The following is a 13003-nucleotide window of genomic DNA, read 5'->3' as shown; positions in this document are numbered from 1 at the left end:
ATGGTCTGACGACCTGAGCGCAGGAAGGTTCCCACAAAAGAACAATTCAATTTCGACTGGCCAGGACCTTATCCTGAGCCGCATTGCGCAGCGCCGCGATGACGCAGGGTTCCAGCCGTCCTTCGGCAATCAGCACGTCGCGGTGCAAGCCGTCGACGACATCCGTCAGCAGACGGTAATCGGTTAACTGGGCTTGGTTGAACGCCCGTTCGACCACGATCGCGCCGGTCGCATTCTTCAGTGTCACCAGGCATTCGCCATGGGCGCCCGACGGGGTCAGCTTGACCTGATACGGGCTCAGAGCCTCACCGAGCAATAGACTGATACTTTCCATCTCGATCACCACTCAATAGTCCGAAAACAAAGTGCCTGGGGTGTGTTCACAGTAAATGACCACCGACCCGAGAAGAAAGTTCTGGATTCCAGGTGCAGACGCGTCGGCGTCCCTGGTCGATAGAGCATGCACGGAAAAGATGACAGGGAAAAAACAGCCTGTTCACAGGTGCCTTGTCCGGTGACCGATATCAGTCCATCCCCCCAGCAACCCTCGCAATTGGCCGTCGACGCTGTAGAACGGCACCGTCCATTGGTAGATGTCCCTGACCCCGTTGTTGAACAGCAATTGACGTTCACTGAAGCGTGGCTTTCGAGTCTCCATCTGCGCCATGAATTCGGCATGCAGCAGCGCTGCGGTTTCCGCCGGCAGGACATCGAGCTCAACCAGCCGTCGCCCTTGAACCTGGTCAAAACGGGTGCAGAGGCTCTCCTCATAACTTTTGTTGCACATGATCAACCGCCCTTGCAGATCACGAACAAACATCGGATCGGGCATGGCGTCGATCAATGCATGCTGGAAAGCAAGCTGATCGCCCAGCCCCTTCTCAGCGTCTGCGCGCTGCTTGATGAGTGCCGCGAGCCTGCGATTCCAGAGCAAGGAAAGCAGACCGAACAGGCTGACGATAAACATGCCCCAGCAAAACCAGTGAGTCAGCTGCCGCCAGCGAGAAGGCGACTCGACGGGCGCGATACCGCTGAGCCATTTCAGGCGAATGGCCCGCAAGTCGGCCGCAGGGAAGGCCTCAAGCGCCTTGTTAAGAATGCTCAGCAGCGGCGACTGGCCTTTGCGTACCGCGAGGTGATCAGCCTCCCACTTGCCCTCCACGGCCCGGCCGACCTTGAGTTGCCCCAATGGATAGAGCTGCGCCCCGATTTCATTTTCGATGGTGGCAAAGGCTTCACCACTTTCAACCAGCGCCCTGGCCTCGGCGTAAGTCTTGACCGTGCGCAACTCTATCGCCGGGTAGTCGCGGCGAATCGTGCCTTCGAGTGCGTGCCGGGCCGGCAACACCAGCACTCTTTTAGCCAACTGCGCCAGGGAGTGCACGACCGGTGCGTCTGCCCGTCCGACAAACACCCATCCAGCGCCACCGAACGCATGACTGAAATCCAGGAACGCCTTACGCTCGTCATTCATCGCCAGCGTTGTGCTCATGTCCGCCTCGGCACTTTCCAGACGCCCGAGCAGTTGGTCGGTGGAAAACGACTCCTCGTGAACAAACTGCAAACCCGTCATGGCACTGATGCGATTGAGCAGATCGTTGTTCAGACCGCTCCACTGACCGTGTTCATCCTTGAACAGATAAAGCGGGTATTGCACCGACGAGACGATGACTTGCGGATGCTCGGCAACCCACCTCAGTTCCTGAGCATCCAGTTCGATGATTGCGCCGACGCCCGCCCCCCTGGACTCGGGCGTCGCCAATTGCGCGGCCGTCCCTGCTTGATCCAAGCCCAGGACGCCGATCAAAAACATCCAGCACACGGCTGGTTTGAACCCTCTGAAAAACCGCATTACCACTTCCTTCGCAATCAACTCGCCCATCCTTTCTGGGGCGAAAACACGACAAGTGTGGCATGCAGAAATGAGAAAGCCCGTCAGGAGACGGGCTTCAAAATGTGACAGCTTTGAGTGGTTACAGCGGCTTGCCGCGGTTGCCATGCTGACTGACAAAGGCCTGCACGGCTTTCAAATCATTCGGCAACACGGTGCAACGCTCATTTCGCTCGAACAAATCAGAAAGATGTGCAGGTAGTTCAAGCGCTTTTCCTACGCCGGCTTTCTCCACTGCATCCGGGAATTTGACCGGATGGGCCGTGCCGAGGATCACCATTGGAATATCCAGGCTACGACGGCATTCGCGCGCGGCCTTCACGCCGATGGCGGTGTGCGGATCCAGCAGTTCGCCGGTTTGCTCGTAGACTTCGGCAATGGTTTCGCAGGTTTGCGCGTCATCCACGGCCAGGGAATCGAACAATTTGCGGGCTTCGGTCCAGCGTTCCTGTTCGACGCTGAAACCGCCGCCCTGCTTGAAGCTGTCCATCAAACCGGCAATCGCTGCGCCGTTGCGACCGTGCAGGTCGAACAGCAGACGCTCGAAGTTCGACGACACCATGATGTCCATCGACGGCGACAACGTGGCGTGCAGGGTTTCCTTGACGTACTGGTTGCCGCTCATGAAGCGGTGCAGGATGTCATTGCGGTTGGTGGCGACGATCAACTGGTTGATCGGCAGGCCCATGTTGCGTGCCAGGTAACCGGCGAAGATGTCGCCGAAGTTGCCGGTTGGCACCGAGAACGATACCGAGCGCGCCGGGCCGCCCAACTGCAGGGCTGCGTGGAAGTAGTAAACGATCTGGGCCATGATCCGCGCCCAGTTGATCGAGTTCACCGCCACCAGACGCGTGCCCTTGAGGAAGCTCTGGTCAGCGAAGCTGGCCTTGACCATTTCCTGGCAGTCATCGAAGTTGCCTTCGATGGCGATGTTATGGATGTTCTCGCCGAAGATGGTGGTCATCTGGCGACGCTGCACTTCGGACACGCGGTTATGCGGGTGCAGGATGAAGATGTCGACGTTTTCGCAGTGCTTGCAGCCTTCGATGGCGGCCGAACCGGTGTCACCGGAGGTCGCGCCGACGATGACCACGCGCTCGCCGCGTTTTTCCAGCACGTAGTCGAGCAGACGACCGAGCAGTTGCAGGGCGAAGTCTTTGAACGCCAGGGTCGGGCCGTGGAACAGCTCGAGCACCCATTCGTTGCCATTCAGCTGACGCAACGGTGCCACGGCGCTGTGCGAGAACACACCGTAGGTTTCTTCAAGGATCTTTTTGAAATCGGCATCAGGGATGCTGCCGGTAACGAACGGGCGCATCACCCGGAAGGCCAGCTCGTGATACGGCAAGCCAGCCCAGGAAGCGATTTCTTCCTGGGTGAAACGTGGCAGGTTTTCCGGGACGTACAGACCACCGTCGGTGGCAAGACCGGCCAGCAGGACATCTTCGAAATTCAGGGCCGGTGCCTGGCCGCGGGTACTGATATAACGCATAGGGGCAAACCTTTGGTTTGAGCTTCAAGTCTCAAGCTACAAGCGGCAAGTAAAAGCCAGAGTGCCTTTGACTTGTCGCTTGAAGCTCGCAGCTTGCCGCTGCTTTTGTTTAGTTCAGGTGCTCGACGCGGATCCGGACGACCGGACCGACCACGCCTGCCAGGGCTTCCAGCGCGGCGATCGCGTCGTTCATGTGCAGTTCCAGCACACGGTGAGTCAGCAGGATCATCGGCACCAGACCGTCATGCTCTTCGACTTCTTTCTGCATGATCGATTCGATGTTGATGCCACGCTCCGACAGAATGCTCGCGACCTGGGCCAGTACGCCCGGATGGTCTTTCGCCTGAATGCGCAGGTAGTAAGCACTTTCGCACGCTTCGATCGGCAGGATCGGGTGCGCCGACAACGAATCCGGCTGGAAGGCCAGGTGCGGCACACGGTTTTCCGGGTCGGAGGTCATGGCGCGAACCACGTCCACCAGGTCGGCGATCACCGACGAAGCCGTCGGCTCCATGCCGGCGCCCGCGCCGTAGAACAGGGTCGAACCGGCCGCATCACCGTTGACCATCACCGCGTTCATCACGCCGTTGACGTTGGCGATCAGGCGATCGGCCGGGATCAACGTGGGGTGCACGCGCAACTCGATACCGGACGCGGTGCTGCGAGCGACGCCGAGGTGCTTGATGCGATAACCCAGCGCTTCGGCGTAGTTCACGTCAGCGGTGGTCAGCTTGGTGATGCCTTCGGTGTAAGCCTTGTCGAACTGCAGCGGGATGCCGAAGGCGATGGAGGCCAGGATCGTCAGCTTGTGGGCCGCATCGATGCCTTCAACGTCGAAGGTCGGATCGGCTTCGGCGTAACCCAGGGCTTGCGCCTCGGCGAGTACGTCTTCGAAGGTGCGACCCTTCTCGCGCATTTCGGTGAGGATGAAGTTGCCGGTGCCGTTGATGATCCCGGCGACCCAGTTGATGCGGTTGGCGGACAGGCCTTCACGGATCGCCTTGATCACCGGAATGCCACCGGCCACAGCCGCTTCGAACGCCACGATCACGCCTTTCTCACGTGCCTTGGCGAAAATCTCATTACCGTGAACGGCGATCAGTGCCTTGTTCGCGGTGACCACATGCTTGCCATTCTCGATGGCCTTGAGTACCAGCTCGCGGGCAACGGTGTAGCCGCCCATCAGCTCTATAACGATGTCGATCTCAGGGTTCGTGGCCACTTCGAAGACATCGTTGGTAATCGCAATACCGGTCGTTTGGAACTGAGGCTTTGGCGTGCGCATGGCAATTTGTGCCACTTCGATTCCACGCCCGGCACGACGAGCAATTTCCTCGGCGTTGCGCTGAAGTACGTTGAAGGTACCGCCACCGACGGTCCCTAACCCACAGATGCCTACTTTGACCGGTTTCACTGTGAACTCCCCATAAAACGGCCGACTCAAGGCCGGCCGTGAAAACAGCCGCATGCTCGCGGCTCTCTATTAATGGCCCGGCAAATGGTGCCGCCGGACCATGATCGTCAAAGGCTGGCCGTGACGATGCGAATTATTTCGCGCCCAGCGCCAGTTTGGCGACTTGTGGCGCAGGCTGGTAGCCCGGAATGACCTGACCGTCAGCCAAAACGATGGCCGGTGTGCCGTTCACGCCGATCGACTGACCGAGGGCGAACTGCTTGGAAACCGGGTTATCGCACTTGGCGGCCTTGATTTCCTTGCCGTCGACCATTTTGTCCATGGCAGCTTTCTTGTCTTTCGAGCACCAGACCGCTTGCAATTGTTCGTCACCCGGCGAGCCCAGGCCCTGGCGCGGGAACGCGACGTAACGCACTTCGATGCCGCGCTTGTTCAGCTCAGGCACTTCGGCATGCAGTTTGTGGCAGTACGGGCAGGTGGTGTCGGTGAACACGGTGATGTGCGATTTGGTTTCGCCGATCGCCGGGTAGACCACGGTTTCTGCAACCGGGATGGCGTTGACCAGTTTGGACACGCCCAGGCGTTCGGTCTTCTCGGTCAGGTTGACCGGCTTGCCGTCCTTGAGCTGGAACAGGTAGCCCTGCACCACGTATTGGCCGTCGGCGCTGGCGTAGAGCACGCGGCTGCCTTGCAGTTTGACTTCATACAGGCCCGGCAACGGACTGGCGGAGATGCTTTCTACCGGTACTTCCAGCTGGAGATTTTCCAGGCTTTTACGAATGGCTTTGTCGGCCGCGTCATCGGCGACGGCAAAGGTACTGACCAACGCAATGGCTGCGGCGGCGAAAATCTGGGTCAGACGCATGAGAACTCCTGAAGGCGGACAAATGGGACGATCAGAACGCCCGTGCCGAAACACCGGGTCATAACCGCCCATCGTGCAAACCGGCAAAGCCTACCACATAAGGCTCCTGTGGCCGAATGCGCCTGACGCAACACACATAATGGTGCGCATCTGATAACACGTGTTGTGGCGAGGGAGCTTGCTCCCGCTCGACTGCGCAGCAGTCGTAAGACAGGCACCTCGATTTTCCTGATTAGCCGTGGTCCATAGTTTTGGGTCGCTTCGCGCCCCAGCGGGAGCAAGCGCCCTCGCCACCGGTGATTTGTTCCATCCGTCAGCCGCGCGGGTGGTGTTTGGCGTGCAAGTCCTGCAAGCGTGCGCGGGCGACGTGGGTGTAGATCTGGGTGGTCGACAGGTCGCTGTGGCCGAGCAGCATTTGCACCACCCGAAGGTCGGCGCCGTGGTTGAGCAGGTGCGTGGCGAACGCATGGCGCAAGGTATGCGGCGACAGCGACTTGCCGATCCCGGCGACCTTGGCCTGGTGCTTGATGCGATGCCAGAAGGTCTGGCGAGTCATCTGCTCACCGCGCTGGCTGGGGAACATGACATCGCTGGGACGCCCACCGAGCAGTTCCTGGCGGCCATCGCGCATGTATCGCTCGACCCAGACAATCGCCTCCTCGCCCATCGGAACCAGGCGCTCCTTGCTGCCTTTGCCCATGACCCGCAGCACGCCTTGACGCAGATTGACCTGCTCCAGCGTCAGGCTGATCAACTCCGTCACCCGCAAGCCGCACGCATAAAGCACTTCGAGCATGGCGCGGTCCCGCTGACCGATAGCTTCGCTCAAGTCCGGCGCCTTCAGCAGCGCTTCCACGTCTGCTTCCGACAGAGACTTAGGCAAAGGCCTACCGAGTTGGGGCATATCGACGCGCAAGGTCGGATCGACCGCGATCAGCTTTTCCCTGAGTAGATAACGATAAAACCCACGCACACCGGAGAGGAATCGCGCCGTTGAACGGGGTTTGTAGTTTTGTTCCAGACGCCAGGCCAGGTGATCGAGGATCAACTCGCGGCCGGCGTTGATCAGCTCCAGACCCTTTTCCTGCAACCAGCCATTGAACAAGGCCAGGTCGCTGCGATAGGCATCGCGAGTGTTATCGGAAAGACCTTTTTCCAGCCACAGCGCGTCGAGAAATTGGTCTATCAATGGATGATCGATGGCGGGCATATAAGCTCAGGCAAGACCGACAGTACGGTCACGAAAGATAAATCGCAGGCAACAAAAAAGCAGCCCGTAGGCTGCTTTTTTCTGCATCGGAAGCTGGACTTAAGCCAGTTTTTCCTTGATGCGAGCTGCTTTACCGGACAGGTCACGCAGGTAGTACAGCTTGGCTTTACGTACGTCACCGCGACGTTTAACGGCCATGCTGTCGATTTGCGGGCTGTAGGTCTGGAAAGTACGCTCTACGCCAACACCGTTGGAGATTTTACGAACGGTGAAAGCACTGTTTACGCCGCGGTTACGCTTGGCGATAACAACACCTTCGAACGCTTGCAGACGCGAACGGTCGCCTTCCTTCACTTTCACCTGAACGACAATGGTGTCGCCCGGGGCAAAGGTAGGGATCTCTTTGGTCATCTGCTCTGCTTCGAGTGCAAGGATGATTTTGTTAGTCATGCTGTGCTCCTAAGGTAGATCGTCGGATCTACCATCGATACGTTGTTAACTATCGTCCCGCTCGCGGATGTATTCCTCGAGCAGCTTCTTCTCTTCTCCAGAAAGCGAGCGGCTTTCCAGAAGATCGGCGCGTCGTTCAAAGGTCCTACCAAGGGACTGCTGTAAACGCCAACGCCGGATATGCGCGTGATTGCCACTTAGCAACACGTCGGGAACACGCTGATCCGCATACACCTCCGGTCGGGTGTAGTGCGGGCAATCCAGCAAACCATCCGTAAAGGAATCTTCCTCGGCGGAGTCCGCATGCCCTAAAGCTCCAGGCAGCAGTCGTGTAACCGCATCGATCAGGACCATCGCCGGCAGCTCGCCGCCAGACAGTACATAGTCGCCAATCGACCACTCTTCATCGACATGAGCTTCAATAAAACGCTCGTCAATGCCTTCATAGCGGCCGGCAATCAGGATCAATGCATCCAGATTCGCCAACTCGCGTACCGCCGACTGAGTCAGTTGACGGCCTTGGGGGGACAGGTAAATCACCTTCGCCGCCTCCCCGGCTGCTGCCTTGGCCTGAACCAGAGCATCTTCCAGGGGCTTGATCTTCATCACCATGCCCGGACCACCGCCAAATGGGCGATCGTCCACAGTGTGATGCCGATCCGTCGTGTAGTCTCGCGGATTCCAACAGGTGAGCTGCAACAGCCCCTGTTTCACCGCACGACTGGTGATGCCGTACTCGCTGATGGCGGAGAACATCTCGGGAAACAAACTGATCACTTCTACGCGCAAGTTAGCCACGCTTAGAAGTCCGCATCCCATTCCACCTTCATCTCGCCTGCGGCAAGGTCGACGGCCAACACGCATTGCTCCGTATAGGGCAACAGGCGTTCGCGATCATCCAGGCTGCCAGCGCAAGGCTTGACCACCATTACATCATTGGCGCCGGTTTCCAGAAGATGATCGATTTTCCCGAGCAACTGCCCGAGTTGATCAATAACCTTCAGACCTTCCAGCTGGTACCAGTAGTACTCGCCGTCGGTCAATTCAGGGAACAGGTTGCGCGGCACGCAGATCTCATAACCGGCCAGAAGACGAGCTTCTTCACGATCATCAAGACCCTTGAGCTTTGCGACCAGGAACTTGTCGTTCCCACGTCCGCTGACCAGCTCGACCTGTTTCACATTGCCTTCGCGCTTGAGCGTCCAGGTTTTGTACTGCAACAGGTTTTCAGTCGGATCAGTAAAGGAATAAACCTTCACTTCGCCGCGAACGCCATGAACAGAATAAATCTTGCCGATAACGATCAAATCATCAGCAATGGCAGGCGTCGCGTTCATATTGCTCAGGCCGCAGCCTTAGATGCATCCTTCAACAACTGAGCAACACGCTCAGAAGGTTGTGCACCAACGCTCAGCCAGTAGGCTACGCGCTCTTGGTTCACGGACAGACGGACTTCTTGACCACGAGCAACAGGGTTGAAGAAACCAACCTGTTCCTTGTGCGAACCGTCGCGCGGGTTGCGGCTGTCGGTTACGGTCAAGTGGTAAAACGGGCGCTTTTTGGAGCCGCCAAGGGCAAGACGGATTGTTAGCATGTGAACATCGTTCCTGTAGTCGGTGCTGCAAATCTAAAGGCACAGCGGGCATAGGTGCCCGAAAGGCCGCATATTCTAAGGAATATCCGGACTTTTGCAAATGACTTTTTCCGGCGGCCTTCCGGTCGCCATCAAGATTTGCTATAGAGCCGTCGTTGAAAACGGCCAGTCAGCTCCCGCCAAGTGCGGGTTTGCTGGAGATCCCACTTCCGTGTGGGCTGCGCAAGAGCAAGCCCTTGCGCGAATTCTTTACATTTTCGGCATGCCGCCGCCGGGCAACATACCGCCCATACCGCGCATCATTTTGGCCATTCCGCCTTTGGCGGAGAATTTCTTCATCATCTTCTGCATCTGCTTGTGCTGCTTGATCAAGCGACCGATGTCCTGCACCTGGGTGCCGGAACCCATGGCGATCCGGCGTTTGCGCGAACCGCTGATCAGCTCAGGGTCGCGGCGCTCGGCCGGGGTCATGGAATTGATGATGGCTTCCATCTGCTTGAATTGTTTCTCTGCCGCGCCCTGGGCATTGCCCATCTGCGCCAGATTGACGCCGCCGATGTTCGGCAGTTTGTCCATGAGGCCACCGAGGCCGCCCATGTTCTTCATCTGTTGCAGCTGATCGCGGAAGTCTTCGAGGTCGAAGCCCTTGCCCTTCTTCAGCTTCTTGGCCAGTTTGTCGGCCTTGTCTTTGTCGAGGGTCGCTTCCGCCTGCTCGATCAGACTGAGCACATCGCCCATGCCGAGGATGCGCGAAGCAATACGCTCAGGGTGGAACGGTTCGAGCGCATCGCTCTTCTCGCCCATACCGATGAACTTGATCGGCCTGCCGGTGATGGCGCGAACCGACAGCGCGGCACCGCCACGGGCGTCGCCGTCGACCTTGGTCAGGATCACACCGGTCAGCGGCAAGGCGTCGCCGAAGGCCTTGGCCGTGTTGGCGGCGTCCTGGCCGGTCATGGCGTCGACCACGAACAGGGTTTCGACCGGGTTGATCGCGGCGTGCAAGGCCTTGATCTCGCCCATCATCTCTTCGTCGATGTGCAGACGACCGGCGGTATCGACGATGACCACATCAATGAACTTAAGCTTTGCTTCTTTTATAGCCGCTTGCGCGATGTCGACCGGTTTCTGGCTCAGGTCGGACGGGAAGAAGGTGACGCCGACTTCACCGGCGAGCATTTCCAGCTGCTTGATCGCCGCCGGACGGTAAACGTCCGCGGACACGACCATGACCGACTTCTTCTTGCGCTCCTTAAGGAAACGCGCGAGTTTGCCGGCGGTGGTGGTTTTACCCGCCCCCTGCAAACCGGCCATCAGGACCACGGCCGGTGGAACGGCGCTCAGGTTCAAGTCTTCGTTGGCCGCGCCCATCAGGCTTTCGAGTTCGGCCTGGACGATCTTCACGAAGGCCTGGCCCGGCGTCAGGCTGCGAGACACCTCGGTGCCGACGGCGCGCTCCTTGACCGAATTGACGAAGTCTTTCACCACCGGCAAGGCGACGTCGGCTTCGAGCAACGCCATGCGCACTTCGCGCAGGGTGTCTTTGATGTTGTCCTCGGTCAGCTTGGCCTTGCCGGTGACATGGCGCAGCGTCTGCGAGAGACGGTCGGTTAAGTTTTCAAACATTGCGCGATCCTTTCAGGCCCTGTGTAGACCGGGATAATGGCGGCCCAGACCGGAATAAACATGTGCTCGGCGAGCCTGCGGCGTGGGCAGGCCGCGGATTATAGCGAAGACTGCGTCTGGCGGACACCTCGTCGTCAGGTTGCATGGTCTTTCGTGCTGCGGGGGTTCTATGCCAAACTCAGCGCCTTTCGGGCTTGCCTAACAGGATTTATGCTCCCCTTGTCACCCAGTATGCTGACTACCCTCGCCGCCGCCTGCTTATATGCCGCTGCGACTATCTATCAAGGCACTCGCCTGGCCACTGGTGCCAAGGCGAACAAACGCCTGCTGGTCACGCTTGGCGTGCTTGCCGTGCTGGCTCACAGTGCCAGCCTGTTCGCCCACCTGCTGACCCCGATCGGCCTGGGACTGGACTTTTTCAGCGCCGCCAGCCTGATTGCGGCGGCAGTCATCGCCCTGACCCTGCTGGCCTGTTCGCGGATCCCGGTGGAAAACCTGCTTATATTGCTGTTCCCGCTCGGTGCCGCCACGGTGCTGCTGGCGCAGTTCGCCCCTGCCGGCACGGTACAGGTCATCGACGAAGAGCCGGGCATTCTCGCGCACATCCTGCTGTCGATCCTCGCTTACGGCATGTTCACCATCGCGATGTTTCAAGCCTTGCTGCTGCTGGTGCAAGACCATCAGCTCAAGCACAAACACCCGTCGGGCCTGATCAAGAACTTCCCGCCGCTGCAAACCATGGAAAGCCTGCTGTTCGGCTTCCTTTGGGCCGGCTGGACCCTGCTGTCGTTATCGCTGCTCTCTGGCTGGCTGTTTGTCGACAACCTGTTTGCCCAGCATCTGGTGCACAAAACCTTGCTGGCTTGCCTGGCCTGGATCGTCTTCAGCGTGCTGCTATGGGGACGTAACCGCCTCGGCTGGCGCGGACACAAGGCCATTCGCTGGACCCTCGCCGGTTTCTGCCTGCTGATGCTGGCGTACTTCGGCAGTAAGCTGGTCCGTGAATACATCCTGCACATCTGACGGGCGGCATTAATGGACGACTTGCCCATAGGGCCGATGCTCGCGGTATTGGCCCTGCTGATTTTATGGTCGGGGCTGTTTACCGCCATCGAATCCGCACAACAGCATTTGCTGGCCCAGCGCACCGCCTCGCGTTCCAGCGACAAACCGGTCGCGAAGCTCAGCTTCCCGCTCAACAGCCTGATCTTCTGCAATACCCTGTGCCGCGCACTGGCAGTGGTCATCAGCACCTTGCTGGCGATCTTCATCTGGGCGGAAAACGGCCCGTGGATTGCCTGCCTGGGTGCCGGGATCGCGCTTCTGGTGTTCGCCGACTACCTGCCGCGCGCCCTCGCCGTGCGCTATCCCGACGCCGTCCTGGCCCTGGGCAACACACTGCTCGGTGCGCCGCTGAAAATCATCTACCCGGCCGCCTGGCTGCTCAATGGCTTCACCCGGCTGCTGATGCGACCGTTTGCCCGCAAGGCCAAGGTGGTGCAACAGAGCGAAGACGAGAGCCCCACCGAGCGCAAGGACGATCACGAAGCTGTCTGCCGCCCTCACCCGCTGACGGGCATCCACGCGCTCGACAACATCACGGTCAACGACATTCTGGTGCCGCGAAGTGACGTCGACGGGATCAATCTCGACGACTCCCTCGCAGAGATCGTCGAGCAACTGCGCAACAACAAGCGCACCCGCCTGCCGGTGTTTCACAGCGACATCAATCAGGTCGAAGCCGTGCTCAATACCCGGCAGATCCGTCACTTGCTACCCGATGCGAGCCTGACCCTGGAAGCGTTGCTGGCCGCCAGCCACGAACCGTACTTCGTGCCGGAAAGCACGCCGTTGCAACTGCAACTCTTGAATTTCCACAAACAGCAGCGGCGCCTGGGCATGGTGGTCGACGAGTACGGCGAAGTACTTGGCATCGTGACCCTGGAAGACATTCTCGAAGAAATCGTCGGCGAATTCGAAAGTCAGCACAGCCTGGACAACCCGCACATCCACCCGCAGGCCGATGGCCGACTGATGATCGAAGGTGCGGCGTCGATTCGCGAATTGAACAAGAGCCTGGGCTGGCACCTGCCCAGCGACGGCCCGAAAACCCTGAACGGCTTGGTGACCGAGGCACTGGAGACCATTCCGGACAGTGCGGTATGCCTGAAGATCGGGCGTTATCGGCTGGAAATTCTGGAGACGGAAGACAATCGGGTTACTCAGGTTTTGATCTGGCATACCAGCTCCGTTCCGACAGTGATTTGATGTCGGACACATAACACCGTGGCGAGAGGCTTGTCGGAACGCCCCCTCGCCACAAAGACCTCGCCAATCCCAAGCCCCTTGTTAGATCGTTAGCCACCTTCCTATAATCGAATCCGCTTACCCAAGCCCCGGCCGGACCACGTGCTTACCCCGCACGCAGCAGGTTCCGGCCAGACCATCGGCACTTTCCGCA

Annotated in this window: 13 protein-coding genes; 2 read left to right on the top strand and 11 right to left on the bottom strand. The window is 59.0% G+C overall.

What is annotated here, in order from left to right; all coding sequences use genetic code 11:
• Positions 1–46: 46 nt before the first annotated feature.
• The 11 genes from FHL16_RS11735 to ffh form a co-directional block, all read right to left on the bottom strand.
• Positions 47–334, bottom strand: coding sequence for a DUF3509 domain-containing protein (locus FHL16_RS11735; protein ID WP_010462977.1), 288 nt, complete (start codon positions 332–334; stop codon positions 47–49).
• Between the two features lie 162 nt (positions 335–496).
• Positions 497–1852 (bottom strand): transporter substrate-binding domain-containing protein, encoded by a 1356-nt coding sequence (locus FHL16_RS11730; protein ID WP_077748290.1) that lies wholly within the window; start codon positions 1850–1852, stop codon positions 497–499.
• A 121-nt stretch (positions 1853–1973) separates the two neighbouring features.
• A complete protein-coding gene (thrC, locus tag FHL16_RS11725) occupies positions 1974–3383 on the bottom strand; it encodes a threonine synthase (protein ID WP_010462981.1) in 1410 nt (469 codons plus the stop codon).
• Positions 3384–3492: 109 nt separating this feature from the next.
• The gene (locus FHL16_RS11720) at positions 3493–4797 is read right to left on the bottom strand and encodes a homoserine dehydrogenase (protein ID WP_077748356.1); all 1305 of its coding nucleotides are present in this window, start codon (positions 4795–4797) and stop codon (positions 3493–3495) included.
• Positions 4798–4930: 133 nt separating this feature from the next.
• Positions 4931–5662, bottom strand: a complete 732-nt coding sequence (dsbC, locus tag FHL16_RS11715) for a bifunctional protein-disulfide isomerase/oxidoreductase DsbC (RefSeq protein ID WP_010462985.1) — start codon at positions 5660–5662, stop codon at positions 4931–4933.
• Positions 5663–5975: 313 nt separating this feature from the next.
• Complete coding sequence (gene xerD / locus FHL16_RS11710) at positions 5976–6872, bottom strand: site-specific tyrosine recombinase XerD (protein WP_010462986.1); 897 nt, start codon at positions 6870–6872, stop codon at positions 5976–5978.
• A 99-nt stretch (positions 6873–6971) separates the two neighbouring features.
• The gene (rplS, locus tag FHL16_RS11705; protein ID WP_003175895.1) at positions 6972–7322 is read right to left on the bottom strand and encodes a 50S ribosomal protein L19; all 351 of its coding nucleotides are present in this window, start codon (positions 7320–7322) and stop codon (positions 6972–6974) included.
• 45 nt (positions 7323–7367) lie between these two features.
• Positions 7368–8141, bottom strand: a complete 774-nt coding sequence (trmD, locus tag FHL16_RS11700) for a tRNA (guanosine(37)-N1)-methyltransferase TrmD (RefSeq protein WP_154503229.1) — start codon at positions 8139–8141, stop codon at positions 7368–7370.
• Positions 8123–8659 carry a ribosome maturation factor RimM gene (rimM, locus tag FHL16_RS11695; protein WP_010463008.1) on the bottom strand — a complete coding sequence of 179 codons (537 nt, stop codon included), beginning with the start codon at positions 8657–8659 and terminating at the stop codon, positions 8123–8125. Before rimM ends, trmD begins: the two co-directional genes overlap by 19 nt.
• 5 nt (positions 8660–8664) lie before the next feature.
• The gene (gene rpsP / locus FHL16_RS11690; RefSeq protein ID WP_010463010.1) at positions 8665–8916 is read right to left on the bottom strand and encodes a 30S ribosomal protein S16; all 252 of its coding nucleotides are present in this window, start codon (positions 8914–8916) and stop codon (positions 8665–8667) included.
• Positions 8917–9165: 249 nt separating this feature from the next.
• Positions 9166–10542: a signal recognition particle protein gene (gene ffh / locus FHL16_RS11685; protein WP_077748289.1), complete on the bottom strand. Its 1377-nt coding sequence runs from the start codon at positions 10540–10542 to the stop codon at positions 9166–9168.
• A gap of 210 nt (positions 10543–10752) precedes the next feature.
• Here ffh and FHL16_RS11680 point away from each other — a divergent pair, with 210 nt between their 5' ends.
• Positions 10753–11565, top strand: a complete 813-nt coding sequence (locus FHL16_RS11680; protein WP_042932342.1) for a cytochrome C assembly family protein — start codon at positions 10753–10755, stop codon at positions 11563–11565.
• A 12-nt stretch (positions 11566–11577) separates the two neighbouring features.
• Positions 11578–12810, top strand: coding sequence for a transporter associated domain-containing protein (locus FHL16_RS11675; protein WP_077748288.1), 1233 nt, complete (start codon positions 11578–11580; stop codon positions 12808–12810).
• Positions 12811–13003: the final 193 nt, after the last annotated feature.

Source organism: Pseudomonas sp. FSL W5-0299, assembly GCF_005930655.1.
GTDB lineage: Bacteria > Pseudomonadota > Gammaproteobacteria > Pseudomonadales > Pseudomonadaceae > Aquipseudomonas > Aquipseudomonas mandelii.
This window is presented reverse-complemented; position numbering and strand designations above follow the sequence as displayed.